This window comes from Ramlibacter ginsenosidimutans, assembly GCF_016654015.1.
GTDB classification, from domain to species: Bacteria; Pseudomonadota; Gammaproteobacteria; order Burkholderiales; family Burkholderiaceae_C; genus Ramlibacter; species Ramlibacter ginsenosidimutans.
Genome location: NZ_JAEPWM010000004.1, coordinates 356,823 through 382,218, shown reverse-complemented (window position 1 = coordinate 382,218; position 25,396 = coordinate 356,823). Strand labels below are relative to the sequence as shown.

The 25,396-nt window shown below is 69.4% G+C and carries 23 protein-coding genes; 11 read left to right on the top strand and 12 right to left on the bottom strand.

Translation table 11 applies throughout. The annotated features are described in order from the left end of the window. Positions 1-2: 2 nt before the first annotated feature. Complete coding sequence (locus JJB11_RS12960) at positions 3-3,173, top strand: efflux RND transporter permease subunit (protein ID WP_201171535.1); 3,171 nt, start codon at positions 3-5, stop codon at positions 3,171-3,173. 8 nt (positions 3,174-3,181) lie between these two features. After that, a complete protein-coding gene (locus tag JJB11_RS12955) occupies positions 3,182-4,564 on the top strand; it encodes an efflux transporter outer membrane subunit (RefSeq protein ID WP_201964799.1) in 1,383 nt (460 codons plus the stop codon). A 242-nt stretch (positions 4,565-4,806) separates the two neighbouring features. On the opposite strand, the gene JJB11_RS12950 is transcribed toward JJB11_RS12955, so the two are convergent. Then, positions 4,807-5,058: a DUF6139 family protein gene (locus JJB11_RS12950; protein ID WP_201171528.1), complete on the bottom strand. Its 252-nt coding sequence runs from the start codon at positions 5,056-5,058 to the stop codon at positions 4,807-4,809. Between the two features lie 172 nt (positions 5,059-5,230). On the opposite strand from JJB11_RS12950, the gene JJB11_RS12945 reads away from it, so the two are divergent. After that, positions 5,231-5,626 (top strand): response regulator transcription factor, encoded by a 396-nt coding sequence (locus tag JJB11_RS12945; RefSeq protein ID WP_201171525.1) that lies wholly within the window; start codon positions 5,231-5,233, stop codon positions 5,624-5,626. 15 nt (positions 5,627-5,641) lie between these two features. Here JJB11_RS12945 and JJB11_RS12940 read toward each other — a convergent pair whose 3' ends face one another. Genes JJB11_RS12940 through JJB11_RS12930 form a run of 3 tightly spaced genes read right to left on the bottom strand, consistent with a single transcriptional unit; the run spans position 5,642 to position 8,660 of the window. Continuing rightward, positions 5,642-6,421, bottom strand: a complete 780-nt coding sequence (locus JJB11_RS12940) for an SDR family oxidoreductase (protein WP_201171522.1) — start codon at positions 6,419-6,421, stop codon at positions 5,642-5,644. Positions 6,422-6,431: 10 nt separating this feature from the next. Further along, positions 6,432-7,418 carry an NADPH:quinone reductase gene (locus JJB11_RS12935; protein WP_201171519.1) on the bottom strand — a complete coding sequence of 329 codons (987 nt, stop codon included), beginning with the start codon at positions 7,416-7,418 and terminating at the stop codon, positions 6,432-6,434. Between the two features lie 15 nt (positions 7,419-7,433). Further along, the gene (locus tag JJB11_RS12930) at positions 7,434-8,660 is read right to left on the bottom strand and encodes an MFS transporter (protein WP_201964798.1); all 1,227 of its coding nucleotides are present in this window, start codon (positions 8,658-8,660) and stop codon (positions 7,434-7,436) included. A 90-nt stretch (positions 8,661-8,750) separates the two neighbouring features. Between JJB11_RS12930 and JJB11_RS12925 the strand changes: the two genes are divergently transcribed. Further along, positions 8,751-9,122 carry a DUF192 domain-containing protein gene (locus JJB11_RS12925; RefSeq protein ID WP_201171516.1) on the top strand — a complete coding sequence of 124 codons (372 nt, stop codon included), beginning with the start codon at positions 8,751-8,753 and terminating at the stop codon, positions 9,120-9,122. After that, entirely contained in the window at positions 9,119-11,278 is a 2,160-nt protein-coding gene (gene glgX, locus JJB11_RS12920) for a glycogen debranching protein GlgX (protein WP_201171513.1), read from the top strand. Before JJB11_RS12925 ends, glgX begins: the two co-directional genes overlap by 4 nt. Here glgX and JJB11_RS12915 read toward each other — a convergent pair. Further along, on the bottom strand, positions 11,250-12,062 hold the full coding sequence (locus tag JJB11_RS12915; protein ID WP_201171511.1) for an alpha/beta fold hydrolase: 813 nt from the start codon (positions 12,060-12,062) through the stop codon (positions 11,250-11,252). The genes glgX and JJB11_RS12915 overlap by 29 nt on opposite strands. A gap of 38 nt (positions 12,063-12,100) precedes the next feature. Between JJB11_RS12915 and JJB11_RS12910 the strand changes: the two genes are divergently transcribed. Next, positions 12,101-13,207, top strand: a complete 1,107-nt coding sequence (locus JJB11_RS12910; RefSeq protein ID WP_201171509.1) for a 3-deoxy-7-phosphoheptulonate synthase — start codon at positions 12,101-12,103, stop codon at positions 13,205-13,207. 16 nt (positions 13,208-13,223) lie between these two features. On the opposite strand, the gene JJB11_RS12905 is transcribed toward JJB11_RS12910, so the two are convergent. The 5 genes from JJB11_RS12905 to JJB11_RS12885 form a co-directional block, all read right to left on the bottom strand. Continuing rightward, positions 13,224-13,580 (bottom strand): STAS/SEC14 domain-containing protein, encoded by a 357-nt coding sequence (locus JJB11_RS12905; protein WP_201171501.1) that lies wholly within the window; start codon positions 13,578-13,580, stop codon positions 13,224-13,226. A 105-nt stretch (positions 13,581-13,685) separates the two neighbouring features. Then, positions 13,686-14,540 carry a 3-hydroxybutyryl-CoA dehydrogenase gene (locus tag JJB11_RS12900; protein ID WP_201171490.1) on the bottom strand — a complete coding sequence of 285 codons (855 nt, stop codon included), beginning with the start codon at positions 14,538-14,540 and terminating at the stop codon, positions 13,686-13,688. Between the two features lie 2 nt (positions 14,541-14,542). After that, positions 14,543-15,724 (bottom strand): acetyl-CoA C-acyltransferase family protein, encoded by a 1,182-nt coding sequence (locus tag JJB11_RS12895; RefSeq protein ID WP_242528936.1) that lies wholly within the window; start codon positions 15,722-15,724, stop codon positions 14,543-14,545. 16 nt (positions 15,725-15,740) lie between these two features. After that, a complete protein-coding gene (gene icmF / locus JJB11_RS12890; RefSeq protein WP_201171487.1) occupies positions 15,741-19,034 on the bottom strand; it encodes a fused isobutyryl-CoA mutase/GTPase IcmF in 3,294 nt (1,097 codons plus the stop codon). Between the two features lie 15 nt (positions 19,035-19,049). Further along, complete coding sequence (locus tag JJB11_RS12885; RefSeq protein WP_201171480.1) at positions 19,050-19,892, bottom strand: PPK2 family polyphosphate kinase; 843 nt, start codon at positions 19,890-19,892, stop codon at positions 19,050-19,052. A gap of 212 nt (positions 19,893-20,104) precedes the next feature. On the opposite strand from JJB11_RS12885, the gene JJB11_RS12880 reads away from it, so the two are divergent. From JJB11_RS12880 to JJB11_RS12860, 5 genes are all read left to right on the top strand, one after another. Next, entirely contained in the window at positions 20,105-20,911 is an 807-nt protein-coding gene (locus JJB11_RS12880) for a fumarylacetoacetate hydrolase family protein (protein ID WP_201171478.1), read from the top strand. A gap of 182 nt (positions 20,912-21,093) precedes the next feature. Beyond that, a complete protein-coding gene (locus JJB11_RS12875; protein WP_201171476.1) occupies positions 21,094-21,531 on the top strand; it encodes a rhodanese-like domain-containing protein in 438 nt (145 codons plus the stop codon). Between the two features lie 69 nt (positions 21,532-21,600). Then, positions 21,601-22,827, top strand: coding sequence for a bifunctional glutamate N-acetyltransferase/amino-acid acetyltransferase ArgJ (gene argJ / locus JJB11_RS12870; protein WP_201171474.1), 1,227 nt, complete (start codon positions 21,601-21,603; stop codon positions 22,825-22,827). A 95-nt stretch (positions 22,828-22,922) separates the two neighbouring features. Further along, a complete protein-coding gene (locus tag JJB11_RS12865) occupies positions 22,923-23,759 on the top strand; it encodes an ATP-binding protein (RefSeq protein WP_201964812.1) in 837 nt (278 codons plus the stop codon). Continuing rightward, positions 23,756-24,232 (top strand): NUDIX domain-containing protein, encoded by a 477-nt coding sequence (locus JJB11_RS12860; RefSeq protein WP_201171472.1) that lies wholly within the window; start codon positions 23,756-23,758, stop codon positions 24,230-24,232. Before JJB11_RS12865 ends, JJB11_RS12860 begins: the two co-directional genes overlap by 4 nt. A gap of 153 nt (positions 24,233-24,385) precedes the next feature. Here JJB11_RS12860 and JJB11_RS12855 read toward each other — a convergent pair whose 3' ends face one another. Continuing rightward, positions 24,386-24,592, bottom strand: a complete 207-nt coding sequence (locus JJB11_RS12855) for a DNA gyrase inhibitor YacG (RefSeq protein ID WP_201171471.1) — start codon at positions 24,590-24,592, stop codon at positions 24,386-24,388. A gap of 11 nt (positions 24,593-24,603) precedes the next feature. Then, the gene (gene zapD, locus JJB11_RS12850; protein WP_201171470.1) at positions 24,604-25,356 is read right to left on the bottom strand and encodes a cell division protein ZapD; all 753 of its coding nucleotides are present in this window, start codon (positions 25,354-25,356) and stop codon (positions 24,604-24,606) included. Positions 25,357-25,396 lie beyond the last annotated feature (40 nt).

The following is a 25,396-nucleotide window of genomic DNA, read 5'->3' as shown; positions in this document are numbered from 1 at the left end:
CCATGGCGAAGTTCTTCATCGATCGGCCCATCTTTGCCTGGGTGATCGCGCTGTTCCTGCTGGTCACCGGCGCGGTCTCTATCACCAAGCTGCCCGTCTCGCAGTACCCGCCGGTGGCGCCGCCCGCCATCGTGCTGACCGCGACCTACCCCGGCGCCTCCGCCGAGACGCTGGAGCAAAGCGTCATCAGCGTGATCGAGCAGGAAATGAACGGCTCGCCCGGGCTGATCTACATGGAGTCGGTGACGCAGGCCAACGGCGTCGGCCAGATCACCATCAGCTTCGAGCCGGGCACCAACCCGGACCTCGCGCAGGTGGACGTGCAGAACCGGCTCGCGCGCGCGACGCCGCGCCTGCCCGCCGCCGTGACGCAGCAGGGCGTGCGCGTGGAGAAGTCGCGCTCGAACTTCCTGCTGTTCACGATCCTGTCCTCGGACGACCCGAACTTCACGCCGGTGGACCTGGGCGACTACGCCTCGCGCTCGGTGCTGCCGGAAATCCAGCGCATCCCCGGCGTGGGCCAGGCGCAGCTGTTCGGCACCGAGGCCGCGATGCGGGTGTGGATCGACCCGCAGAAGCTGGTCGGCTACAACCTGTCGGCGGCCGACGTGAACAACGCGATCCGGGCGCAGAACGCGCAGGTCGCCGCGGGCACCATCGGCGACCTGCCGAACGTGCCCGGCCAGTCGGTCGCAGCCACCATCGTCGTGCCCGGCCAGCTCACGACGCCGGAGCAGTTCGGCAACATCGTGCTGCGCTCCACGCCCGACGGCGCGACGGTCCGCCTGAAGGACGTCGCGCGGGTCGAGCTGAATGCGCAGACCTTCGCGAGCTCCGCCCGCCTGAACGGCAAGCCGTCCACCGGCATCGGCGTGCAGCTCTCGCCGTCGGGCAACGCGCTGGCCACCGCGGACGCGATCCGCAAGCGCATGGGCGAGCTCGCGCCCTACTTCCCGCGCGGGATGAAATGGGACATTCCGTACGACAGCTCGCGCTTCGTGCGCATCTCCATCCGGCAGGTGGTCGAGACGCTGCTGGAAGCCGTCGCGCTGGTGTTCCTGGTGATGTTCCTGTTCCTGCAGGACTGGCGCTACACCATCATCCCGACGCTGGTCGTGCCCGTGGCCTTGCTGGGGACCTTCGGCGCGCTGCTGGCGCTGGGCTTCTCGATCAACGTGCTCACGATGTTCGGCATGGTGCTGGTGATCGGCATCGTGGTGGACGACGCCATCGTGGTGGTGGAGAACGTCGAGCGGATCATGAGCCATGAAGGGCTGCCGCCGCGCGAAGCCACGCGCAAGGCCATGAGCCAGATCCAGGGCGCCATCGTCGGCGTCACCGTGGTGCTGGTGTCGGTGTTCGTGCCGCTCGCCTTCTTCGCCGGCTCCACCGGCAACATCTACCGCCAGTTCGCGGCGGTCATGGTGTCGTCGATCGGCTGCTCCGCCTTCATGGCGCTGTCGCTGACGCCCGCCCTGTGCGCTTCGCTGCTCAAGCCCGTGGAGGCCGGCCACCACGTGGAGAAGCGCGGGTTCTTCGGCGCGTTCAACCGCGTGTTCCAGCGCACGGCCAAGGGCTACGAAAGCGTCGTTGCCCGCGTGCTGCGGCGCGCGGCGCGCTACCTGATCATCTATGCCGCGATCGCCGGCGTGGCCGCGCTGATCTACGTGCGCCTGCCGACCTCCTTCCTGCCGCAGGAAGACCAGGGCTACATGATCGTCAACGTGCAGCTGCCGCCCGGCGCCACCCTGCAGCGCACCACCAGCGTGATGGAGCAGGTCGAGGACTTCATCCTCAAGCAGCCCGAAGTGCAGAGCATGGTGGGCGTGCTGGGCTTCTCCTTCTCCGGCCAGGGCCAGAACGCGGGCCTCGCGTTCGTGACGCTCAAGGACTGGAAGGATCGTGCGGGCGAGGAACACTCCGCCGGCAGCGTGGCCATGCGGGCTTTCGGCGCGCTGTCGCGCGTGCGCGATGCGTTCATCTTCCCGCTCAGCCCGCCGCCCATCCCCGAGCTGGGCGTCGCGTCCGGCTTCACCTTCCGACTGCAGGACCGCGGCGGCAACGGCCACGAGGCGCTGCTCGCGGCGCGCAACCAGCTGCTGGGACTCGCCGCGCAAAGCAAGGTGCTGACCCAGGTGCGCCCCGACGGCCTGGAGGACGCACCGCAGCTGCAGCTGGACATCGACCGCGACAAGGCGCAGGCGCTGGGCGTGAGCTTCGACGCGATCAATGCGACGCTGTCGACGGCGCTGGGCTCGGCCTACGTGAACGACTTCCCGAACCGCGGGCGCCTGCAGCGCGTGGTCGTGCAGGCCGATGCGCCTTCGCGCATGCAGCCGGAAGACCTGCTGCGCCTGAACGTGCCCAGCACGCAGGGCAAGGTCGTGCCGCTGTCCTCGTTCGCCACCACGCGGTGGATCACCGGCCCCATGCAGAGCGTGCGCTACAACGGCTATCCCGCGATGCGCATCTCGGGTGCACCGGCGCCGGGCTACAGCACGGGCGCGGCGCTCACCGAGATGGAGCGGCTGGCGGCGCAACTGCCGCCGGGCTTTGCCTACGAGTGGACCGGGCAGTCGCGCGAGGAAAAGCTCGCCGGCTCGCAGGCGCTGATCCTGTACGGGTTCGCGATCCTCGCCGTGTTCCTGTGCCTGGCTGCGCTGTACGAGAGCTGGTCCATCCCCTTCGCGGTGATCCTGGTGGTGCCGCTGGGCGTGCTGGGCGTGCTGCTCGCGACGCTGCTGCGCGGCTACGCGAACGACGTCTACTTCCAGGTGGGCCTGATCACCATCATCGGCCTGTCGGCGAAGAACGCCATCCTGATCATCGAGTTCGCCAAGGACTTGCAGGCCCAGGGCCGCAGCGTGATCGAGTCGGCGCTGGCGGCCGCGCACCTGCGCTTCCGTCCCATCATCATGACCTCGATGGCCTTCGGCCTCGGTGTGCTGCCGCTCGCGATCGCCAGCGGCGCCGGCTCGGCCAGCCAGCGCGCCATCGGCACGGGAGTGCTGGGCGGCATGCTCACCGGCACGGGGCTGGCGGTGTTCTTCGTCCCGATCTTCTTCGTCCTGATCCGCGGCCGCTTCCGGGGCAGCGAGCGCCAGCGCAAGCTGCACGCCCACGAACTGCCGCCGGAACTGCCGGCCGGCGCCACGGCGGGGGACCAGGTATGAGTGCACGCATGCGGACCCTCACCCCGCTGGCGGCGGCCTTGCTGCTGGCCGGCTGTTCCATGATCCCGACGTACCAGCGGCCGCCCGCGCCCGTCGCGGACAGCTTCCCCTATCCGTCGGCCACGGACGGCACGCCGGCGGCGCAGCTGCCCTGGGAAAACTTCTTCACCGACGCGCGCCTGCGCTCGCTGATCGCCAGCGCGCTCGCGAACAACCGCGACCTGCGGGTGGCCGTGCTGAACATCGCCCAGGCGCGGGCCCAGTACGACATCCGCAACGCCGATCGCCTGCCGAACGTGGGCCTGAACGCCAGCGCGACGCGCGCTCCGAATGCGTTCGGGAAGGAAGCCAGCATCTACACGGCCAACCTGGCCGTCAGCAGCTGGGAGCTGGACTTCTTCGGCCGGGTTGCCAGCCTCAGCGAATCCGCGCTGGACCAGTATTTCGCGACCGAGGAAGGCCGCAAGGCGGCCCAGATCACGCTGATCTCCACCGTCGCCAACACCTGGCTGGCGCTCGCTGCCGACGAGGAACTGCTGCGGATCACGCGCGAGACGCTCGCCACGCGCGAGGAGACGCTGCGGCTGAGCAAGCTGCGGTTCGAGAACGGCGTCACCAGCGAGATCGACTTCCGGCTGGCGCAGTCGCTCACCGAGAGCTCGCGCGCGGCGCTCGCGCAGACCGAACGGCAGCGCGCCAACGACATCGACGCGCTCGCGCTGCTGGTCGGCCAGCCGTTGCCGCCCGACTACACGACCGGGGTCGACACGCTGGGCGTCACCTTGCCCGACGTGCCGGCAGGCGTGCCTTCGGACGTGCTGGTGCGGCGCCCCGACGTGCGCCAGGCGGAGCAGCAGTTGCTCGCCGCCAATGCGAACATCGGCGCCGCGCGTGCGGCCTTCTTCCCGCGCATCTCGCTGACCGCGGGCGCTGGTACGGCCAGCACGCAGCTCTCGGGCCTGTTCAAGGGCGGCTCCTTCGTCTACTCGGCCGGAGCCTCGCTCGTCCAGCCGATCTTCGACGCGGGCCGCAACAGCGCCAACCTGGCCTCGGCCGAAGTCGCGCGCGACATCGCCGTTGCGCAGTACGAGCGCAGCATCCAGCAGGCGTTCCGCGACGTCGCCGATGCGCTCGCGGGCCGCGCCACCTACGGCGAGCAGGTGCGCGCGGTGGGCGCGGTGGTGGAAGCCGAGTCGGCGCGCTACCGGCTGGCGCGCCTGCGCTACGACGCCGGTGTCGCGAGCTACCTGGACCTGCTCGATGCGCAGCGTTCGCTGTTCGCCGCGCAGACGACACTGGTGCAGTCGCGCCTGCAGCGGCTGCAGAACCAGGTGCTGTTGTACCGCTCGCTGGGCGGGGGCTGGACCGAGCCGCCGGTGGCGGCGCGCTGAAGCGCGTCCGGCGCGCGGGCGCTCAGTGGCGCGTGCGCCGGGGCAGGGCGCGCAGCCACTGGCCGACGCGGGACTGGGCGATGGTGGAGAGCAGGCTCAGGGCAAGCATGGGACGGGTTCCGTGCAATCTCGTGATGCGTTCATCTTCGTGCCGGCGGCCAGCCGGGAGCGTCGGCGCCGCGCGGCATTGCGCGTCGCCGCGTCGCCCACGGCCGTAGGAGCCGCGACGAACACAAAGGTCTTCAGGGGGCGTCGCCGCGCGCGACCTGGTGGTACACGCTGGTGATCGCGTAGCCCTTTTCCTCGATCTGCGCGCGCGGGTCGTCGATCTCGTAGGGATGCAGGTGCTCCTCCGCGTCGTCGACGTGCACGTCTCGCTGGCGTGCCTGCCAGTCGACGTTGGTCGCTTCTTCGGGGATGGGCTGGCCGGTGGGCACGATCAGGTAGCTGAGCTTGTCACCGGGCTCGCTGCGGCGGTAGATGTCGACTTGCATGGGCCGCATTCTTGGCCCAACGGCAAACCGGCGGGCGTAGGACGGCGCCTATGCTGGGGGAAATCAGGAGAGGCGGCGCGTGGCGCAGCGGCGCCGGCCAGCCCCGAGGGGGTTTACGGTCGAGGTCGACGGGTCTACACTCTGCAACCCACTTCTGACCCCTGGACGCGCCATGATCGATCGATCGCGACACAGTGTCCTGGTGGTGGACGACAACGCGTCCGCCCGGTACGCGACCGCGCGCAACCTCAGCGCGGGCGGCTTCCACGTGCTGGAGGCCGCGGCGGGCGCGCAGGCGCTCGAACTGGTGGAGTTCGTCTCCGCAGTCGTCCTCGACGTGCACCTGCCCGACCTCCTGGGCTTCGAGGTCTGCCGGCTGCTGCGGTCGCGTCCAAGCACGGCCGCACTGCCCGTGATCTACGTGTCCGCGATGTACGTGAGCGAGATGTCCCGGGAGCAGGGCATGGAGGTCGGCGGCAATGCGTACATGGTCGCCCCCGTCGATCCCGACGCGCTGCTGGCGACGCTCGACCAGCTCATAGGCGAGGGACCGGCGTACCTGCACTAGCGTCGCGCAGGACCGCTAAACCACCATCGGCGTCGCAGCGCCATCCAGCGACAGGATCGCGCCCGAGATGTAGGAAGCCTTGGGCGACGCCAGGAACAGCACGGCCGCGGCGATCTCCTCGGGTTGCGCGAGCCGGCCCAGCGGCATCCTGGCCTCCGCGGCGCGCCGCACTTCCTCCACCGAGCTGCCGCGCAGGCGCGCATCGGCGGCGAAGCCCTCGGCGAGCCGGTCGGTCAGCGTGAGCGTCGGGTTCACTGCGTTCACGCGCACACCGTGCGCGCCCCAGGCGGCCGCCAGGCCCGCGCTCGCCAGCATCAGCGCCGCGTTGGCGGAGCCGCCGGGCAGGTGCGTGGGCGTGGCGACCTTGCCGCCCATCCCGATCACGTTGACCACGCTGCCGGCGCCCCGCGCGCCCATGCGCCGCACCACGGGGTCCAGCACGTTGATCGTGGTGAAGAACTTCGAATCCATCGCATCGCGCCAGGCCTGCGGGGCTAGCTCCGCATAAGGCGTGCGGCGCGCCGCGCCGGCGGAGTTGACCAGGATGTCGATGGGGCCGTGCGCCTGTTCCGCCGCCTCGATGGCTCGCAGCGCGTCCTGCGCGTCGCGCAGGTCGGCGCAGAAGCCGGCCACGGCTGTCCCGAGCGTGGCGCGCGCCTGCTCCATGCGCTGGGCGTCGCGGCCGACGATGCTCACGCGGCAGCCCTCGTTCAGGAACTCGCGGGCGCAAGCCAGCCCGATGCCGCGGCTGCCCCCGGTGATCAGCACGTGCTTGCCGTGCAACTGCAGGTCCATGGTCTCGCTCCTAGGGAATGTCCAGCACCACGTTGCCCATCACGCTGCCTTGCTCCACGATCTCGTGGGCGCGCGCGATCTCGGAGAGCGGCAGGCGCAGGCCGACGGTGTGTTGCAGCGCGTTCGCGCCCAGCAGCGTGTCGAATTCGCGCAGCCCGGCGGCGCGGTCCTCGGCGGGGATCTCGTAGATGAATTCGAACAGGATGCGCGCGCGGCTGCGCATCAGCCACATGCCGGGCAGCGTGGACTCCGCCGCGCCCATGCCGTAGACCACGATCGTGGCGCCGGGCCGCAGGCACGCGGGATAGAGATGCGCATTGGCCGTGAGGTCCATCTCGATCACGGCATCGGCGCCGCGGCCGCCGCTGAACGCATGCACGCGCTCGCCGACGTTCTCGCTGCGGTAGCGGATCACGTGGTCGGCGCCGGCGCGCAAGGCATGCTCGGCTTTCGCATCCGTGCTGACGGTCGTGAGCACGGTGGCGCCCGCGCGCTTGGCCAGCTGGATCGCGTAGTGCCCGACCGAGCCGGCGCCGCCGGACACCAGCACCACCTGGCCCGGCTGGAGTTCGGCCCGGCGCACCGCCTGCAGCGCGGTGAAGGCGGGAATGCCCAGGCAAGCGCCTTCGGCGTCGCCCAGCGCATCGGGCATGCGCACGGCCTGCGCGGAGGGCAGGGCGATGTACTGCGCCGCGGTGCCGAACGGACGGTTCCACTGCGCGTTCCAGGTCCACACGCGTTCGCCGATGCGCGACGCCGGCACGCCCGGGCCCACTGCATCGATCACGCCCGCCCCGTCGCTGTGCGGGATGATCAGCGGCCACGCGAGCGGCGGCCGGCCGGGGCCGCCGCGGCGCGTCTTGTAGTCGGACGGGTTCACGCCCGAGGTGTGCAGGCGAATCCGCACTTCGCCCGGACCGGGCTGCGGCGTCGGCTGTTCGCCGAACTGCAGCACCTCCGCGGCGGGGCCGGTGCGGGTGTAGAAGGCAGCTTGCATGGAGATCTCCGTGGCTCAAGCCGGCGTGCGCGCGCGGCGGTGCAGTGCGTACGAGAAGCAGGCGCCCAGCAGCGGCAGGGCGAGTGCGGGGACGAGCAGCAGCGGCGTGGGGCCGCCATGGTCGAAAGCGTAGCCGGCCAGCGTGACGCCGATCGCCTGGCCGTTGAAGAAGCAGAAGGCGAACAGGGCCATGGCGGTGCCGCGGGTGGCGGGCGCCATCTGGGTCGCGTTGGTCTGCAGTGTGTTGTGCAGCAGGTAGGTGCCGAAGCCCACGGCCAACGCCGTCGGCGCCGCGATCCACGCGACGGGCGAGACAAGGAAGGAAAGAAAGCCGAGGCCCATGACGATGCCGCCGGCCAGCACCATGCGGCGCTCGCCCAGCCGGCGCACCACGTGGCGTGCCACCAGCGCATACACCAGGCCGCCCAGGGCGTACATGGCGATCATCCCGGCCGCGGTGGAGAGCGCGAGGCCGAAGCGCTGGTGCAGGTACGTCGGCAGGAAGGCGAGCGGGCCCAGCAGGAACACGCCCTCGGCGAACACGCAGGCGATCACCACGCGCGCCCAGGGAATGGCGAGCACGGCCGCGAGCTGGCCGGCAAAACCGAAGCGGCCGCCTCCGCGCACCGGCGGCGCGGCCGGGATGTGCCGCAGCCGCACGAACAGCAGCGTGCCGACCACGACATAGCCCGCACTCAGCGTGCCGAAGGCTCCGCGCCAGCCCAGCGCCGAGTCGGCGAACAGCCCGCCACCGAGCTGGCCGGCCGTCATGCCCGACAGCGTCCCCATCAGCAGGCGCGCCAGCGTCGCCTGGCGCTGCTCGTAGTGCACCGCATCGCCGATCCAGGCGATGGCCAGCGGGATGACGCCCGCCGCCGTGATGCCCCACAACACGCGCAGCCGCACCAGCGCGTCGAAATCCGGCGCGAGCGTGCAGGCCAGCGAGCTCGCCGCGCAGGCGAACAGCGACGCGCACATGACGCGCGCCTTGCCGTAGCGGTCGCCCAGCGGCCCGAACAGCAGTTGCGAAATCCCGTAGGCGATCGCGAACGTGAGCACCACGCGACCCGCGACGCCCGGCGTCACGGAGAAGTCGGCGGCGAGTCGCGGCAGCAGGCCGTCGCAGATGCGCAGGGCGGCGCCGCTGAAGAACCCGGCGATGGCCAGCAACACCACGGCGGCACGCGTGGCGCTGTTGTCGGCCTGGGTGGATGCGGCGGAGGCAACTGCAGGAGAGGTCACGGACTATCCTACAACGACGGCGCCCGCAGTCATCCGGCGTTGGCGCCGTCCTACGGCCTGGCCCAGCGATTCGCGCGAGCATCGTGCGCGATGAACCTGCCCCGCGTCCAGCTCACCGCCGGTGAACACCAGATCGTCGTGCACGTCGCCCGCAGCGACGAGGAGCGCGCCGTCGGCCTCATGCACCGGCGCGAGCTCGCGCCGGACGAAGGCATGCTCTTCATGTGCGACACGTGCGAAGTCCAGAGCTTCTGGATGAAGGACACGCCGCTGCCGCTGTCCATCGCCTTCCTCGAGGACGACGGCACGATCCTGAAGATCGCCGACCTCGAACCGCACGACCTCGAGGGCGAGTCCTCCGGTGACCCCGTGCGCTTCGTCCTCGAAGTGAACCAGGGCTGGTTCCGCGAGCGCGGCATCGCCCCGGGCTGCCGGCTCGCCGGCCCTCCATTCCTCGGATGAACACCACCATGCAAGGCATTCCCGACCGCGCCGCCATCGCGCAGGTCCTCGTGCACCCCGGCGAGCCCTATCCCCTGGGCGCCACCTGGGACGGCGAAGGCGTGAACTTCGCGCTGTTCTCCGAGAACGCCACGCGCGTGGAGGTCTGCCTGTTCGACGAGCACGGGCAGGAGACCCGCGTCGCGCTGCGCGAGCAGACGGCGTTCATCTGGCACGGCTACCTGCCGGGCCTGGCGCCGGGACAGCGCTACGGCTTCCGCGTGCACGGGCCGTACGACCCCGATCGCGGCCTGCGTTTCAACCCGAACGTCGTGCTGCTGGACCCGTACGCACGCGCGCTGGACAGCGTGGAGGACTTCGGGCGCGGCCTGTTCGGCTACGTCACCGGCGACGAGCGCGAGGACCATGCCATGCAGGAGCAGGAGCAGCGTGGCGTCCCGCTCGGCGTGGTGGTGGACAACGCGTTCGACTGGGAGGGTGACCGCTGGCCCAACACGCCGCTGCACGAGACCGTGCTGTACGAGGCGCACGTCAAGGGGCTGACCATGCTGCACCCCGACGTTCCCGAGGAATTGCGCGGCACCTACGCCGGGCTCGGGCACCCCGCCACGGTCAACTACCTCAAGCGACTCGGCGTCACGGCGGTGGAGCTGATGCCGGTGCATGCGCACCTGGACGATCCCTTCCTGCTGGACAAGGGCCTGACGAACTACTGGGGCTACTCCACGCTCAACTTCTTCGCGCCCGACCTGCGCTACAGCGCGGCGTACCGACGCGGCGACCCGGTGGGCGCCGTGCGCGAGTTCAAGGAGATGGTGAAGTCGCTGCACGCCGCGGGGCTGGAGGTGATCCTGGACGTGGTCTACAACCACACCGCCGAGGGCAACCACATGGGGCCGACGCTCAGCTTCAAGGGCATCGACAACCCGACCTACTACCGGCTGGTGCCGGACAACCCGCGCTTCTACTTCGACTACACGGGCACCGGCAACACGCTCAACGTGCGGCATCCGCAGACGCTGCAGCTGATCATGGATTCGCTGCGCTACTGGGTGCTCGCCATGCACGTGGACGGCTTCCGCTTCGACCTGGCGAGCACGCTGGCGCGCGGGCTGCACGAGGTCGACCAGCTCTCGGGCTTCTTCACCATCATCCACCAGGACCCGGTGCTGTCCAACGTGAAGCTGATCGCCGAGCCGTGGGACGTGGGCGAGGGCGGCTACCAGGTCGGCAACTTCCCGGTGAAGTGGGCCGAGTGGAACGGCATCTACCGCGACTCGATCCGCGCTTTCTGGAAGGGCGAGGGCGGCCTGGCGAGCGACCTGGGCTACCGCCTCACCGGCTCGAGCGACCTGTACCAGGGCGACGGCCGCAAACCCTCGGCGTCGATCAACTTCATCACCGCGCACGACGGCTTCACGCTGCGCGACACGGTGAGCTACAACGACAAGCACAACGAAGCCAACAAGGAAAACAACCAGGACGGCCACAACGACAACCGTTCCTGGAACTGCGGCGCGGAAGGGCCCACCGACAACGAGGAGGTGAACCGGCTGCGCGCCCGCCAGCAGCGCAACTTCCTCGCCACGCTGCTGCTGAGCCAGGGCACGCCCATGCTGCTGGGCGGCGACGAATGCGGGCGCACGCAGCAGGGCAACAACAATGCCTATTGCCAGGACAACGAGATCAGCTGGCACGACTGGGCCGGCATGGACCGCGCGCTGCTCGCCTTCACCGAGCGGCTGATCCGCATCCGCAAGCGCCATCCCGCGCTGCACCGGCAGAAGTTCTTCTCCGGCCGGCCCATCCGCGGCACCGACATCCAGGACGTGATGTGGTACCGGCATGACGGCCAGCTGATGGCCGACGAGGACTGGCAGAACCCGCACACCCAGTCGCTGGCGATGTTCCTGGCGGGCAACGGCCTGAAGGAAACCGATCGCCAGGGTCGGCGGCTGGAGGACGACCACCTGCTGCTGATGCTCTCGGCCTCGCACGAGGACCTGGAGTTCACGCTGCCCGAGCTGCAGGGGTGCACGCACTGGGAACTGCTGCTGGACACGAGCGACGACGACGCGAGCGAGACGCGTCCGGCCGGCGACAAGACGCTGCTGCCGGGCCGCACGCTCAAGCTGTACCGCTGCCCCCGGAGCTGACGGACTGGCCGCCCGCGGCGACGAACAGCGTCGCCGCGGCGATCACGGCGTCGGGCTGGTCCTTGTGCGGCGAGTGGCCGCAGTGCGGCAGCTCCAGCAGGCGCGTCTGCGGCACCGCGCGTGCGATGCCGCGCACCTGCTCCAGCGTTCCGTATTCGTCGTCGACGCCCTGGATGGCCAGCAGCGGACAGGTGATCGCGCGGATCTCCTGCGCGATCGACCAGTCGCGAAACACGGGCGACAGCCAGGCGTCGTTCCAGCCCCAGAACGCGGAATCGGGATCCGCGTGGTAGCGCGCCAGCTTCTGCCGCAGGTCGGTCGTGCGGTAGGCCTCGCGTGCCTGCCGGATGCTGGTGACGGAGATCTCCTCCACGAAGATGTGCGGCGCCAGCACGATCGCGCCGCGCAGCGCCTGCGGGAACGCGGCCGCGTAGAGCAGCGCGATCGTTCCGCCGTCGCTGTGGCCGAACAGCCAGGGCCGCTTCACCTCCAGCGCGCGCAGCACGGCGGGCAGCACGTGGCGCGCCTGCTTGTGCATGAAGTCCGGCTGCCAGTGTTCATCGGCGGGCCGCGGCGTGGACTGGCCGTAGCCGGGGCGCGAATACACGAGGCCCCGCACGCCGGCGGCATCGCACAGGCGCGCGGGGAAGTCGCGCCACATCGCCACCGAGCCCAGGCCTTCGTGCAGGAAGACGAGCGTGGGCGCGGCCGCATCGGCTTTGCCGACCCATGCATATTCGATGCGGGTGGACGTGCCGGCAAGCTCGAGGGAGAGGAAGGCCATGGCAGCCAATATAGTGCAGGCTGCCGGAGAACTTTCGCATGAACCCCATCGACGCACCGCGCCCCGAGGGCGCCGAGGAAATGCCGCAGGCCACGCGGCTGGACGACGTCCGCATCCGCGACGTGCGCCCGCTGATCTCGCCCGCGCTGCTGCAATACGAACTGCCGGCCGACGAGGCCGTGCAGGCCTTCATCGAGCGCAGCCGCACCGAAGTGGCCGCCGCCGTGCACGGGACGGACCCGCGGCTGCTGGTCGTGGTGGGGCCCTGCTCGATCCACGACCACGCGCAGGCGATGGAGTACGCGCGGCGCCTGCGCGGCCTGGCCGACGAACTGCGCGAGGACCTGCTGCTGGTGATGCGCGTGTACTTCGAGAAGCCGCGCACGACCGTGGGCTGGAAGGGCTACATCAACGACCCGCGCCTGGACGGCAGCTTCCGCATCAACGAGGGCCTGCGCCTCGCGCGCCAGTTGCTGCTGGAGATCGCCCAGCTCGGCTTGCCCGCAGGCACCGAGTTCCTGGACCTGCTGAGCCCGCAGTACATCTCGGACCTGATCAGCTGGGGCGCGATCGGCGCGCGCACGACCGAGAGCCCGAGCCATCGCCAGCTGGCGTCCGGCCTGAGTTGCGCGATCGGGTTCAAGAACGGCACGGACGGCAGCGTGCAGATGGCCGCCGACGCGCTGCAGGCCTGCCGGGCGCCGCATGCCTTCATGGGCATGACCAAGATGGGCGTGGCCGCCGTCTTCGAGACCGAGGGCAACGCCGACTGCCACATCATCCTGCGTGGCGGCTCGCGCGGGCCCAACTATGCGCCGGCGGACATCGAGGCCGCCTGCGCGCTCGCGCGCAAGGGCGGCGGCAGCGGGCGCGTCATGGTGGACTGCTCGCACGCCAACTCGGGCAAGGACTACCGCAAGCAGCCCGAAGTGGCCCGCGAACTCGCGCGCCAGATCGCGGGCGGCGAGCGCCGCATCCTCGGGGTGATGGTGGAGAGCCACCTGCACGGCGGCCGGCAGGACCTCGAGCCCGGCAAGCCCTTGCAACCGGGCGTCTCCATCACCGACGGCTGCCTGGGCTGGGAGCAGACGCAGGACGTGCTCCGCGAGCTCGCCGCCGCGGTGCGCAGCGCGCGCGCCGGCTAGGCGAACCAGGCCGGGTTCACGCCACCAGCCACTCGATCGCGGCGCCGAGTTCCGTGAAGACGCGCAGCTGCAGGCCCTTGGACTGCGCTGCGAGTTCGCTGGCGTGCGTGATCTTGTCCGGCGGCACCAGCGAGGCGACGCGCTCCAGGTGCGACAGGTATTGGTGCGCCAGCAGCCCGATCTCGCGTTGCTGCTCGATGCCGAAGGTGCCCACCACGTCCATGAGGTTGATCAGCAGGCGCCGGTCGCCTCGTTCGCGGGTGCGATGGGCCATTTCGACCAGCGCCGGTATGGCGTTCTCCACGAAGGCAAGGGCGGTGATCTCGACGACGGCGAAGCTCGGGCCGTGGGTGTAATTCAGCAAGGCGGGCACGTCCTGAGTATGCCTGCGCAAGAGCGCAGGACCTCTCCTCCATCGGTCGTGTTTGCGCGCCGCAACGCCGCAGTACGGCGAAAGCAACATCGCGCAAGCTGCGTGTCAGGCGTAGCTGTAGAAGCCGCGGCCCGTCTTGCGCCCCAGCCGGCCCGCGTCCACCATTTCCTGCAGCAGCGGCGCAGGACGGTACTTGGGATCCTTGAAGCCGTCGTAGAACACCTTCATCACGGCGAGCATGATGTCGAGCCCGATGAGGTCCGCCAGCGCCAGCGGGCCGATGGGATGGTTGCAGCCCAGGCGCATGCCCGCGTCGATGTCCTCGGCGGTCGCCAGGCCCTCCTGCAGTACGAACACCGCCTCGTTGATCATGGGGCAGAGGATGCGATTGACGACGAAGCCGGGGCTGTTGCGCACGGTCACCGGCGTCTTGCCGATCGCCTTCGCGAATTCCGCGCACACCGCGTGCGCGGCGTCGTCGGTCTGCAGCCCGCGGATCAACTCCACCAGCGCCATCACCGGCACCGGGTTGAAGAAGTGCATGCCGATGAAGCGGCCGGGATGCTTCATCACGGCGGCGAGCTGCGTGATGGAGATGGAGGACGTGTTGCTGGCGACGACGGCATCGTCGCGCACGATGTCCTCGACCTGGCGCAGGATGCGCAGCTTCAGCTCGATGTTCTCGGTGGCGGCTTCGATGACCAGGTCGCAGTCGCGCAGGTCGGCGTACTGCGTGCTGCCCTTCACCAGCGCGAGCGCCTTCGCTTTCGCGTCCTCGGTGAGCTTCTCCTTCTTCACCAGCCGGTCGAGGCTGCCGGAGAGCGTCTTCACGCCGCGCTGCACGGCCTCGTCGCTGATGTCGATCATGGTGACGGGCAGGCCGACGACCGCGCACGCCTGCGCGATGCCGTTGCCCATGGTGCCGGCGCCGATGACGCCGATCTTGCGGATGCTGTTCATGTTCAGGCTCGCTCGAAGATCGCGGCGATGCCCTGGCCGCCGCCGATGCACATGGTCACCAGGGCGTAGCGGCCGCCGGTGCGCTGAAGTTCGTAGACCGCCTTGGTGGCGATGATCGCGCCCGTGGCGCCGACGGGATGGCCCAGCGAAATGCCGGAGCCGTTGGGGTTCACCTTCGCAGGGTCCAGCTCCAGCGCGCGCGTGACGGCGCAGGCCTGGGCGGCGAAGGCTTCGTTGGATTCGATCACGTCCAGGTCGGTGGCCTTGAGGCCGGCGCGCTGCAGCGCCAGGCGCGTCGCCGGCACGGGGCCCAGGCCCATGATCTTCGGGTCGACGCCCGCGTGCGCGTAGGCGACCAGCCGCGCCATCGGCTTGAGGCCGTGCTTGCGCACGGCGTCGCCGCTGGCCAGCACCAGGGCCGCCGCCCCGTCGTTGAGGCCCGAGGCATTCCCGGCCGTGACGCTGCCTTCCTTGTCGAAGGCCGGCTTCATCTTGGCGAGCTGCTCGATGGTGGTGTCGGCGCGCACGTGTTCGTCGGTGTCGAACAGCACGGTGCCCTTGCGCGTGGCGACCTCCACCGGGACGATCTGCTCCTTGAAGCGGCCTTCGGCGACGGCGCGGGCGGCGCGCCGGTGGCTTTCGACGGCCAGCGCGTCCTGCATCTCGCGCGTGATGCCGTCGCGCTTCGCCACGTTCTCCGCGGTGATGCCCATGTGGATGCGGTGGAACGGGTCGTGCAGGATGCCCAGCATGTAGTCCGTGGCCGCGAGGTCGCCCATGCGGCCGCCCCAGCGCGCGCCCTGCATGAAGTAGGGGCCGCGGCTCATGGACTCGGCGCCGGCGCCGATCGCGATCTCGGCGTCGCCGAGCATCAGCACCTGCGCCGCGGAGACGACCGCCTGCAGGCCGGAGCCGCACAGGCGGTTGACGTTGAACGCCGGCGTCTCCAGCGGCAGGCCGGCTTCGATCGCGGCCACGCGCGAAAGGTAGGCGTCGCGCACGTCGGTGGGGATCACGTTGCCCATCACGACGTGGCCGACGGTGTTGGCGTCGGCGCCAGAGCGGCGCAGCGCTTCCTTCACGGCGGTGGTGGCGAGCTGGGTGAGCGGCACGTCCTTGAGGCCGCCGCCGAAAGTGCCGATCGCGGTGCGCGCGGCACCGACGACGAAGATATCGCGAGTCATGAGAGGTCCAGTGGGATTACATGTTGCGGCGGTACTGGCCGCCGACTTCGAACAGGGCATTGGTGATCTGCCCCAGGGAACACACGCGCACGGCGTCCATCAGGACTTCGAACACGTTGCGATTGGCGATGACAGCCTCCTGCAGGCGCTGCAGCAGCGCCGGCGCCTCGGCTGCGTTGCGGGCGTGGAAGTCGCGCAGGCGCGCCAGCTGGCCCTGCTTCTCTTCTTCGGTGGAGCGCGCGAGCTCCAGCTTCTCCAGCACGGCGTCGCCGTGGGGATTGCGGAAGGTGTTGACGCCCACGATGGGCAGCTCGCCCGTGTGCTTCAGCATCTCGTAGTGCATGCTCTCGTCCTGGATGCGACCGCGCTGGTAGCCGGTCTCCATCGCGCCCAGCACGCCGCCGCGTTCGGCGATGCGCTCGAACTCCGCCAGCACCGCCTCCTCCACCAGCTCGGTGAGTTCGTCGATGACGAACGCGCCCTGGTTCGGGTTCTCGTTCTTCGCCAGGCCCCACTCGCGGTTGATGATCAGCTGGATCGCCATCGCGCGCCGCACGGAATCCTCCGTGGGCGTGGTGATCGCCTCGTCGAAGGCGTTGGTGTGCAGCGAGTTGCAGTTGTCGTAGATCGCGATCAGCGCCTGCAGCGTGGTGCGGATGTCGTTGAACTGGATCTCCTGCGCGTGCAGCGAGCGGCCCGAGGTCTGGACGTGGTACTTGAGCTTCTGGCTGCGCTCGTTGGCGCCGTAGCGTTCCTTCATCGCGACCGCCCAGATGCGGCGCGCCACGCGGCCCAGCACCGTGTACTCCGGGTCCATGCCGTTGGAGAAGAAGAAGGACAGATTGGGCGCGAAGTCGTCGACGTGCATCCCGCGGGCGAGATACGCCTCGACGAAGGTGAAGCCGTTGGACAGCGTGAAGGCGAGCTGCGAGATCGGGTTGGCGCCAGCCTCGGCGATGTGGTAGCCCGAGATCGACACCGAGTAGAAGTTCCGCACGTCGTGGTGCACGAAGTACTCGGCGATGTCGCCCATCACCTTCAGCGAGAACTCGGTGGAGAAGATGCAGGTGTTCTGGCCCTGGTCTTCCTTCAGGATGTCGGCCTGCACGGTGCCACGCACGTTGGCGAGCACCCATTCGCGGATCTTGGCCGCCTCGGTGCCGGTGGGCTCGCGGCCGTTGTCGGCCTTGAACTTGGCAAGCTTCTGATCGATGGCGGTGTTCATGAACATCGCCAGGATCGTCGGCGCCGGGCCGTTGATGGTCATCGACACCGAGGTCGCGGGATCGCACAGGTCGAAGCCCGAGTACAGCACCTTCATGTCGTCCAGGGTCGCGATGGACACGCCGGAGTTGCCCACCTTGCCGTAGATGTCCGGGCGCGGATCGGGATCGTTGCCGTACAGCGTGACCGAGTCGAAGGCGGTGGACAGGCGCTTGGCCGGCATGCCGGCGGACAGCAGCTTGAAGCGCTTGTTGGTACGGAACGCGTCGCCTTCGCCCGCGAACATGCGCGTGGGGTCCTCGTTCTCGCGCTTGAAGGCGAACACGCCGGCGGTGTAGGGGAAGCTGCCGGGCACGTTCTCCAGCATCAGCCACTTCAGGATCTCGCCGTGGTCCTCGTACTGGGGCAGCGACACCTTGCGCACCACGGTGCCCGACAGCGAGGTGTAGGTGAGCGCGGTGCGGATCTCGCGGTCGCGGATCTTCACCACGTACTCGTCGCCGGCGTAGGCCTTCTGCATGTCGGGCCACTGCTTCAGCAGGTGCAGGGCGTCCTTGTCCATGCGCGCGAGCCGCTGTGCCGCCAGGTCCAGCGTGGCTTCCGCCGCAGGCGCGCGCCCGGGCTTCTCCAGCTTGAGCATGCGCGCGGCTTCCTTCAGTTGCTGGATCTCGCGGGCGAGCCGCACCTGTTCGCGCACGCGCTTCTTGTAGCCGCGCACGGTGTCGGCGATGTCGGCGAGATAGCGAGTCCGGCCGGGCGGCACGACCGGCGCCTGGTTGGTGCTGTGGCGCACGGAGACCTGCGGCAGGCGGCCCTCGCGCAGGGGCAGGCCGAGCTCCTGCAGGCGCGGCTTCAGCGCCTGGTACAGCGCCGTCACGCCGTCGTCGTTGAAGCGCGCCGCCATGGTGCCGAACACCGGCATCTCCTCCGGCCGCTTGCCGAACGCCTCGCGGTTGCGCTGCACCTGCTTGGCGACGTCGCGCAGCGCGTCGGCCGCGCCCTTGCGGTCGAACTTGTTGATCGCCACGAACTCGGCGAAGTCCAGCATGTCGATCTTTTCCAGCTGGCTGGCCGCGCCGAACTCCGGCGTCATCACGTACAGCGGGATGTCCACGTGCGGCACGATGGCCGCATCGCCCTGGCCGATGCCGCTGGTCTCGACGATGACGAGGTCGAAGCCGGCGGCCTTGCACGCGGCGACCGTGTCGCCGAGCGCGGCGCTGATCTCGCTGCCGAAGTCGCGCGTGGCGAGCGAGCGCATGTACACGCGCGGCCCTTGCTTCCAGGGGCCGATCGCGTTCATGCGGATGCGGTCGCCGAGCAGGGCGCCGCCGCTCTTGCGTCGCGAGGGGTCGATCGAGACGATCGCCACGCGCAGGCTGTCGTCCTGGTCCAGGCGCAGCCGGCGCACCAGTTCGTCGGTGAGCGAGGACTTGCCGGCGCCACCGGTGCCCGTGATGCCCAGGACGGGCACGCGGCGCTGGCCGGCGGCCGTGCGCAGGTCCTGCACCAGCTTCGCGTCGGCGCTGCCGCCCTCCAGGGCGGTGACGAGTTGCGCGAGCGCGCGCCAGCCGAGTTCGGTGTGGCCCTGGATCGCGTCCAGCGACTTCGGCGCGTACGGCGACAGGTCGCGGTCGCAGCGCATCACCATCTCGCCGATCATCCCGGCCAGGCCCATCTTCTGGCCGTCCTCGGGGCTGTAGATGCGCGCCACGCCGTAGTCCTGCAGCTCGCGGATCTCGGAGGGCACGATCACGCCGCCGCCGCCGCCGAACACCTGGATGTGCTCGCCGCCGCGCTCGCGCAGCAGGTCGACCATGTACTTGAAGTACTCCAGGTGGCCGCCCTGGTAGGAGCTGATGGCGATGCCCTGCACGTCCTCCTGCAAGGCGGCCGTGACCACCTCGTCGACGCTGCGGTTGTGCCCCAGGTGGATCACCTCCGTGCCCATGGACTGCAGGATGCGCCGCATGATGTTGATCGCTGCGTCGTGCCCGTCGAACAGCGATGCGGCCGTGACGAAGCGCACCTTGTGGGTGGGGCGGTAGCTGGCGAGCGCCTTGAATTCGGCGGACAGGTCGGTCATGGTCGGATGGTCAGTTCACTTCACTTTGACACCCGCGACGCCGGGCGGGTCGGGGGGGTAGCGCAGTTTGAGCCCGTGCAGCGTGTCGCGCACGATGCTGGCGATCATCAGGTTGCGGTGCGTCTTGGAGTTCGCCGGCACGATGGTCCACGGCGCCCATTCCGTGCTGGTCGTGCGCAGCAGCGCCTGGTAGGCCTTCTGGTAGTCGCGCCAGTGCTTGCGCACCTCGAGATCGCCGGCAGCGAACTTCCAGCGCTTGGTCGGGTCGTCCACGCGGGCCTGCAGGCGCACGCGCTGTTCTTCCGAGCTGATGTGGAGCATGAACTTCAGGATCACCGTGGCGTTCTCGCACAGCATGCGCTCGAAGTCGTTGATCTGGCGGTAGCGCTCCTCCGTGCGCTCGCGGGTGAGCTTGCCGTTCACCACGGGCACCAGCACGTCCTCGTAGTGGCTGCGGTTGAACACCACGATCTCGCGCGCGCGCGGCATGCCGTGGTGGATGCGCCAGAGATAGTCGTGCGCCCGCTCGTCCTCGCTGGGCGCCTTCCACGGGATGCTGTGCACGCCCAGCGGGCTGGTGCGCGAGAACACGGCCCGGATCGCGCCGTCCTTGCCCGAGGCGTCCATGCCCTGCAGCACGACCAGCAGGGCGTAGCGCCCGTCCGCGTAGAACAGGTTCTGCAGTTCGTCGAGCTCCTGCGCGATGGCGTCGACCTGCTGCTTGTCCTTTTCCTTGTCGCCGCTGGACCAGGGGGTGGCCGCCGGGTCGACCTCGGACAGCTTGAAATCCGCGGCATGCTTGCCCGCGGGGGGCTGCCAGTCGGCGGCGCGGGGCGCCTGGAAGCGGGGCTTGGGCATGAAGGGGGGACTTTAGTTGACGTTTACGTCAACGTCAATTTTCCCACGGTCGGCGGCCAGCGTACAGCACGCGGCCCGCCGGGGGGATCTCCGGGGAGACGACGGTCACTATGCTCGGGCGACCTCCTGGGCCGGGGACTAGGACAAACGCCAATGCACGTTCGCCGGCCGACCCGCAGGGGGATACTGCCGCCTTCCAAGTGAGGAGACCGATGCAAATGGACCGTCGCAATTTTTTCCAGGGGTCCGCGGCCGTCGCTGCGGCCGCCGCGGGCCTGGCCGGCTGCGCGAGCACCGGCGCTGACGTGGCGATGGGCAGCGGCGCCAAGCCGCTGTTCGCCGTGCCGGACAGCTTCGTGCCTGTCGTGGGTTCGAGCGAGGTCTTCCCGGTGCGCCGGATCTACTGCATCGGCCGCAACTACGCGGCGCATTCGCGCGAGATGGGTTCGGACCCGAATCGCGAGCCGCCGTTCTTCTTCCAGAAGCCCACCGACGCCATCCAGCACGTGACGCCGGGCGTGGTGGCGGACCATCCCTATCCCACGCTGACGAAGAACTACCACTACGAGGTGGAGCTCGTGGCCTTCCTGCACCGGGGCGGCCGCAACATCCCGGTGGAGCGCGCGCTGGACCACGTCTACGGCTACACCGTGGGCCTCGACATGACGCGCCGCGACCTGCAGCAGGCGATGGGCAACGAGAAAAAGCCCTGGGAAATCGGCAAGAGCTTCGACCACTCCGCGCCCATGGGCCCCGTGCATCCGGTGGCGCTGGTCGGGCACTTCACGCAGGGCGCGATCTGGCTGAAGGTCAACGGCCAGACCAAGCAGAGCGCCGACCTCAACCAGATGATCTGGTCCGTCGCCGAGCAGATCGCCCACCTCTCGCAGGCCAACGAGCTCTACCCCGGCGACATCATCTACTCGGGCACGCCCGCCAACGTCGGCCCGGTGGTCCGCGGCGACGTGATGGAGATCCACATCGACAAGCTGCCGAGTTTGCAGGTGCGGGTGGTGTGAGCGGAGCGTCTTGGCGGCCAGGAGAACGCAGAGGACGCAGAGATTACGCAGAGAGCGCAGAAGGGAAACCGATTTCCTTGAAAGTCTTCTCTGCGTCCTCTGCGTAACCTTTGCGTCCTCTGCGTTCCGTTGCCCGATAGCGCTGGCGCTCCGCCGCTTTCGCCGGGTGGCAAAATCGGGGCATGAACGCCCCCGTCCCTTCTCCCGATCGCGATCAGCCGCGGCCCGCCGAAGGCTATGCGGGTGATGTCACGCCCGAGCTGGCTTGCCGCTGGTGGCAGGCGGGCGAGGCCGTGCTGGTGGATGTGCGTACCGATGCCGAGCGCGAGTGGGTGGGCTTCGTGCCGGGCGCGGTGCCGCTGGCGTGGAAGCAGTGGCCCGGCATGCAGGTCGATCCCGACTTCGGCGCGCGCATCCGCCAAGCCGTGCCCTCGGGCAAGAAGGTCGTGCTGCTTTGCCGCAGCGGCGTGCGCTCCATCGCCGCGGCGAAGCTCGCCACGCAGCAGGGCGTCGAGGCCTACAACATCCTGGAAGGCTTCGAGGGCGACGCCGACGAGCAGGGGCACCGCGGCCGCAAGGGCGGCTGGCGCCTGCGCGGCCTGCCCTGGCGCCAGAACTGACAGGGCGCCGCGCGCCCGTCTTCCGCTTCCCATTTCTCCGCTTCCCACTTCTCTCGACAAAGGTCCTCCATGCCCGTGAACCTGAGCGCCCCGCGCGCGGAATCGCTGCACGCCGTCCCGGGCGTGCGCATCGGCGTCGCCGAGGCGGGGATCCGCAAGGCCAACCGCAAGGACCTCACCGTGTTCCTGCTGGACGAAGGCGCCGCCGTCGGCGGCGTGTTCACGCGCAACCGCTTCTGCGCTGCGCCGGTGCAGGTCTGCCGCGAGCACCTGGCGCGCGGCGACATCCGCGCGATGGTGATCAACACCGGCAATGCCAACGCCGGCACGGGCGAAGACGGCCTGGTGCGCGCCCGCGCCACCTGCGTCGCCGCCGCCCGCCTGCTGAATGTCGCGCCCGAGCAGGTCCTGCCGTTTTCGACGGGCGTGATCATGGAGCCGCTGCCGGTGGACCGCATCGAGAAGGGCCTGCCCGCCGCCCTGGCCGACGCGCGCCCGGACCACTGGCTGCGCGCCGCCGAAGGCATCATGACCACGGACACCGTGCCCAAGGCGTTCAGCCGGCAGGTGCAGGTCGAGGGCGCGACGGTGACGATCACCGGCATCAGCAAGGGCGCCGGCATGATCCGCCCCAACATGGCCACGATGCTGGGCTTCCTGGCCACCGATGCGCAGATCGATCCACGGCTGCTGCCGGAGCTCGCGTTCGAGCTGGCCGAGGGCTCGTTCAACCGCGTCACGGTGGATGGCGACACCTCCACCAACGACTCTTTCATCGTGGTCGCCACCAACAAGGCCCGGCATCCCGTGATCACCTCGCTGCACACGGCCGCCGGCGCCGCGCTCAAGGGCGCGATGCTGGAGGTCGCACGCCAGCTCGCGCAGGCGATCGTGCGCGACGGCGAGGGCGCGACCAAGTTCATCACGGTGCGGGTCGAGGGCGGCCGCACGGCCGCGGAGTGCCGGCAGGTGGCGTACGCCATCGCGCACTCGCCGCTGGTGAAGACCGCCTTCTTCGCGAGCGATCCCAACCTGGGCCGCATCCTCGCCGCCGTGGGCTACGCCGGAATCGAGGACCTGGACCAGGCGCACATCGAGCTGTTCCTCGACGACGTGCACGTGGCCACGCGCGGCGGCCGCAATCCGTCCTATCGCGAAGAGGATGGCCAGCGCGTGATGAAGCAGTCGGAGATCACCGTGCGCGTGGCGCTCGGGCGCGGCGAAGCGTTCGACCAGGTCTGGACCTGCGACTTCAGCCACGAGTACGTCACCATCAACGCCGACTACAGGTCCTGATCCACCACCCGGCCTCTCCCGGAGGGAGGGGCGGCACCCGTTGCCAAGAAAGAAACCCCGTGAGCCAGAATTTCGACGCGCTCATCTCCCGCGCCATGCAACTGCTGGACCGCCTCGAGGCCGTGCTGCCGCAGCCGCTGTCCGCCCCCGACTGGAACGCCGCCATCGCTTGGCGCTATCGCAAGCGTGCCAGCGGCCATGGCGTGCTGGAGCCGGTGAAGCACGTGGCGGACATCCGCCTCGAGGACCTGAAGGAGATCGAGCCGCAGAAGGAGAAAATCCAGCGCAACACCGAGCAGTTCGTGCACGGGCATCCCGCCAACAACGTGTTGCTGACCGGCGCGCGCGGCACCGGGAAGTCCTCGCTGGTGAAGGCCTGCCTGAATGCGTATGCGAAGCAGGGCTTGCGGCTGATCGAGATCGACAAGGCCGACATGGTGGACCTGCCGGACGTGATCGACGTGGTGTCGGCGCGGCCCGAGAAGTTCATGGTCTTCTGCGACGACCTCTCCTTCGAGGAGGGCGAGCCGGGCTACAAGGCGCTGAAGTCCATCCTCGACGGCTCGGTGGCCGCGGCGACGCCCAACGTGCTGATCTATGCGACCAGCAACCGGCGCCACCTGCTGCCCGAGTACATGAAGGAGAACCTCACCTACAAGCACACGGACGACGGCGAGGTGCATCCGGGCGAAGTGGTGGAGGAAAAGATCTCGCTGTCCGAGCGCTTCGGCCTGTGGGTGAGCTTCTATCCGTTCAGCCAGGAGGAGTACCTGCACATCTGTGCGACCTGGCTGCAGCACTTCGGCGTGCCCGCCGCGGACATCGAGGCGGCCCGCCCGGAGGCGCTGGTCTGGGCGCTGGAACGCGCCTCGCGCAGCGGCCGCGTGGCCTACCAGTTCGCCCGCGACTACGCGGGACGGCATCACGCGTGAGTACTGCAGGTGTCCTCGTGGCCGATGGCGATCGCCCGCGCGAGGGCGGTCCCGAGCGCAAGGAAGTCGAAGTCGCCGTCGGCGTGCTGATCCGCCCCGACGGCGCCTTCCTGCTCACCTCGCGTCCACCCGGCAAGGTGTACGAGGGCTACTGGGAATTCCCCGGCGGCAAGGTCGAGCCCGGCGAAACCGTGGAGCAGGCGCTACGCCGCGAACTGCAGGAAGAGATCGGCATCACCATCGGGGCGGTGCATCCGTGGCACGTGGAGCGCGTGGACTACCCGCACGCGCTGGTACGGCTGAACTTCTGCAAGGTCCACGACTGGACCGGCACCCTCCACATGCACGAAGGCCAGCAGTACGCCTGGCAGCAACTGCCGGTCACGGTGCAGCCGGTGCTGCCGGGAACCGTGCCGGTGCTCGCGTGGTTCGCGCAGGAGCGCGGGTTCGTGGGGGACACGTACTGGGTGTGAGCACGGGCAAGGTGAACGCAGAGTGCGCAGAGGTTACGCAGAGAACGCAGAGGGAAAACGGAAAGCCTTCAAAGGTTTTCTCTGCGTCCTCTGCGTAACCTTTGCGTCCTCTGCGTTCTCCTGCCCGGTGAAGCGCTCGCGCCAGCCGAGCGCCTACTGCTCCTTCGGATCGCCGAACGGCAAATCGTCCGGTGGAGCCGGATCGGGCACACGGAACGTTTCGCTGGCCCAGGCGCCGAAGTCGATGCCCTTGCAGCGTCCGCTGCAGAAGGGCCGGTAGGGATTGCTGGGTGCGTACACGCTGTCGCCGCCGCAGGCGGGGCAGCGCACGATGCGAGCTTTCTCGGCACGGGTAGCCATGGCGCTTGGAGTCAGGCGCAGAGCGTGAGTTCGAACGGCGTGTTCTCGGTGCTCGCGAGCATCTTGTCGTTGTCCTGGCGCATGAGCCGCACCGACACGATGAGGCGGTTGCCGCTGATTTCCGGCACCACGCCGAGCGACTCGTCGATGCGCAGGCGCAGCAGCTGGAAGGTGCGGCCCTGCGGCAGCGTCTGCTGCAGCTGGCCGCCCGCGGCCATCACCTTCTGCGGCGCGCCCGAATCGCGCAGCAGGCGCAGCAGCTGGTGGATGGACTCGGCGAGCGGCGCCAGCGTGTTGGCCCAGCGCTCGAGGTCGGCGCGCCGCTGCTCCGCTGGCAGGTGCTGCCACGCGTAATAGGCCGGCAGGTCGAACTCGCAGGTGCCTCCGGGAATGCCGGCGCGGCTGCGGATGCTCATGAGCCACTCGTTCTCGGTGAGCGACTGGCCCGCCTTGCCCGGCGTGCCGTTGACCGCGCTGAAGCAGGTCTCCAGCTGCCGGATCACGCCATCGAGCGCCTGCTCGGAGATCGCCGGATTGCCGCGGTAGGCGTTGAGCTGCTGCTTCTGACGCTCCAGGTCCTTCAGCACGTCGGACTTCAGGTCCGCGCGCGCCGCCACGTCCATCACTTCGAAGATGGTCGCGAGCGCATAGTGGTGGTCCAGCGGATGGCTGCGGGGAATCAGCTCGCCCAGGCGGCGGAACAGGTGTTCCAGCCGCAGGTAGGTCCGGATGCGTTCGTTGAAGGGGTATTCGTAGAGGATCACGCGCGGACGGTGGACGGCAGGGGCCAGGAGCAGGGCGCCA

What these genes read in the sequence shown, in the direction of transcription:
- JJB11_RS12950 (WP_201171528.1), bottom strand. Translation starts at nt 5,058, where the DNA reads ATGCAAGTCGACATCTACCGCCGCAGCGAGCCCGGTGACAAGCTCAGC.
- JJB11_RS12910 (WP_201171509.1), top strand. Translation starts at nt 12,101, where the DNA reads ATGAACCCCATCGACGCACCGCGCCCCGAGGGCGCCGAGGAAATGCCG.
- JJB11_RS12900 (WP_201171490.1), bottom strand. Translation starts at nt 14,540, where the DNA reads ATGAACAGCATCCGCAAGATCGGCGTCATCGGCGCCGGCACCATGGGC.
- icmF (WP_201171487.1), bottom strand. Translation starts at nt 19,034, where the DNA reads ATGACCGACCTGTCCGCCGAATTCAAGGCGCTCGCCAGCTACCGCCCC.
- JJB11_RS12935 (WP_201171519.1), bottom strand. Translation starts at nt 7,418, where the DNA reads ATGCAAGCTGCCTTCTACACCCGCACCGGCCCCGCCGCGGAGGTGCTG.
- JJB11_RS12875 (WP_201171476.1), top strand. Translation starts at nt 21,094, where the DNA reads ATGAACGCCCCCGTCCCTTCTCCCGATCGCGATCAGCCGCGGCCCGCC.
- JJB11_RS12945 (WP_201171525.1), top strand. Translation starts at nt 5,231, where the DNA reads ATGATCGATCGATCGCGACACAGTGTCCTGGTGGTGGACGACAACGCG.
- JJB11_RS12895 (WP_242528936.1), bottom strand. Translation starts at nt 15,724, where the DNA reads ATGACTCGCGATATCTTCGTCGTCGGTGCCGCGCGCACCGCGATCGGC.
- JJB11_RS12885 (WP_201171480.1), bottom strand. Translation starts at nt 19,892, where the DNA reads ATGCCCAAGCCCCGCTTCCAGGCGCCCCGCGCCGCCGACTGGCAGCCC.
- JJB11_RS12925 (WP_201171516.1), top strand. Translation starts at nt 8,751, where the DNA reads ATGAACCTGCCCCGCGTCCAGCTCACCGCCGGTGAACACCAGATCGTC.
- JJB11_RS12855 (WP_201171471.1), bottom strand. Translation starts at nt 24,592, where the DNA reads ATGGCTACCCGTGCCGAGAAAGCTCGCATCGTGCGCTGCCCCGCCTGC.
- glgX (WP_201171513.1), top strand. Translation starts at nt 9,119, where the DNA reads ATGAACACCACCATGCAAGGCATTCCCGACCGCGCCGCCATCGCGCAG.
- JJB11_RS12940 (WP_201171522.1), bottom strand. Translation starts at nt 6,421, where the DNA reads ATGGACCTGCAGTTGCACGGCAAGCACGTGCTGATCACCGGGGGCAGC.
- JJB11_RS12955 (WP_201964799.1), top strand. Translation starts at nt 3,182, where the DNA reads ATGCGGACCCTCACCCCGCTGGCGGCGGCCTTGCTGCTGGCCGGCTGT.
- JJB11_RS12915 (WP_201171511.1), bottom strand. Translation starts at nt 12,062, where the DNA reads ATGGCCTTCCTCTCCCTCGAGCTTGCCGGCACGTCCACCCGCATCGAA.
- JJB11_RS12960 (WP_201171535.1), top strand. Translation starts at nt 3, where the DNA reads ATGGCGAAGTTCTTCATCGATCGGCCCATCTTTGCCTGGGTGATCGCG.
- JJB11_RS12865 (WP_201964812.1), top strand. Translation starts at nt 22,923, where the DNA reads ATGCAACTGCTGGACCGCCTCGAGGCCGTGCTGCCGCAGCCGCTGTCC.
- argJ (WP_201171474.1), top strand. Translation starts at nt 21,601, where the DNA reads ATGCCCGTGAACCTGAGCGCCCCGCGCGCGGAATCGCTGCACGCCGTC.
- JJB11_RS12880 (WP_201171478.1), top strand. Translation starts at nt 20,105, where the DNA reads ATGCAAATGGACCGTCGCAATTTTTTCCAGGGGTCCGCGGCCGTCGCT.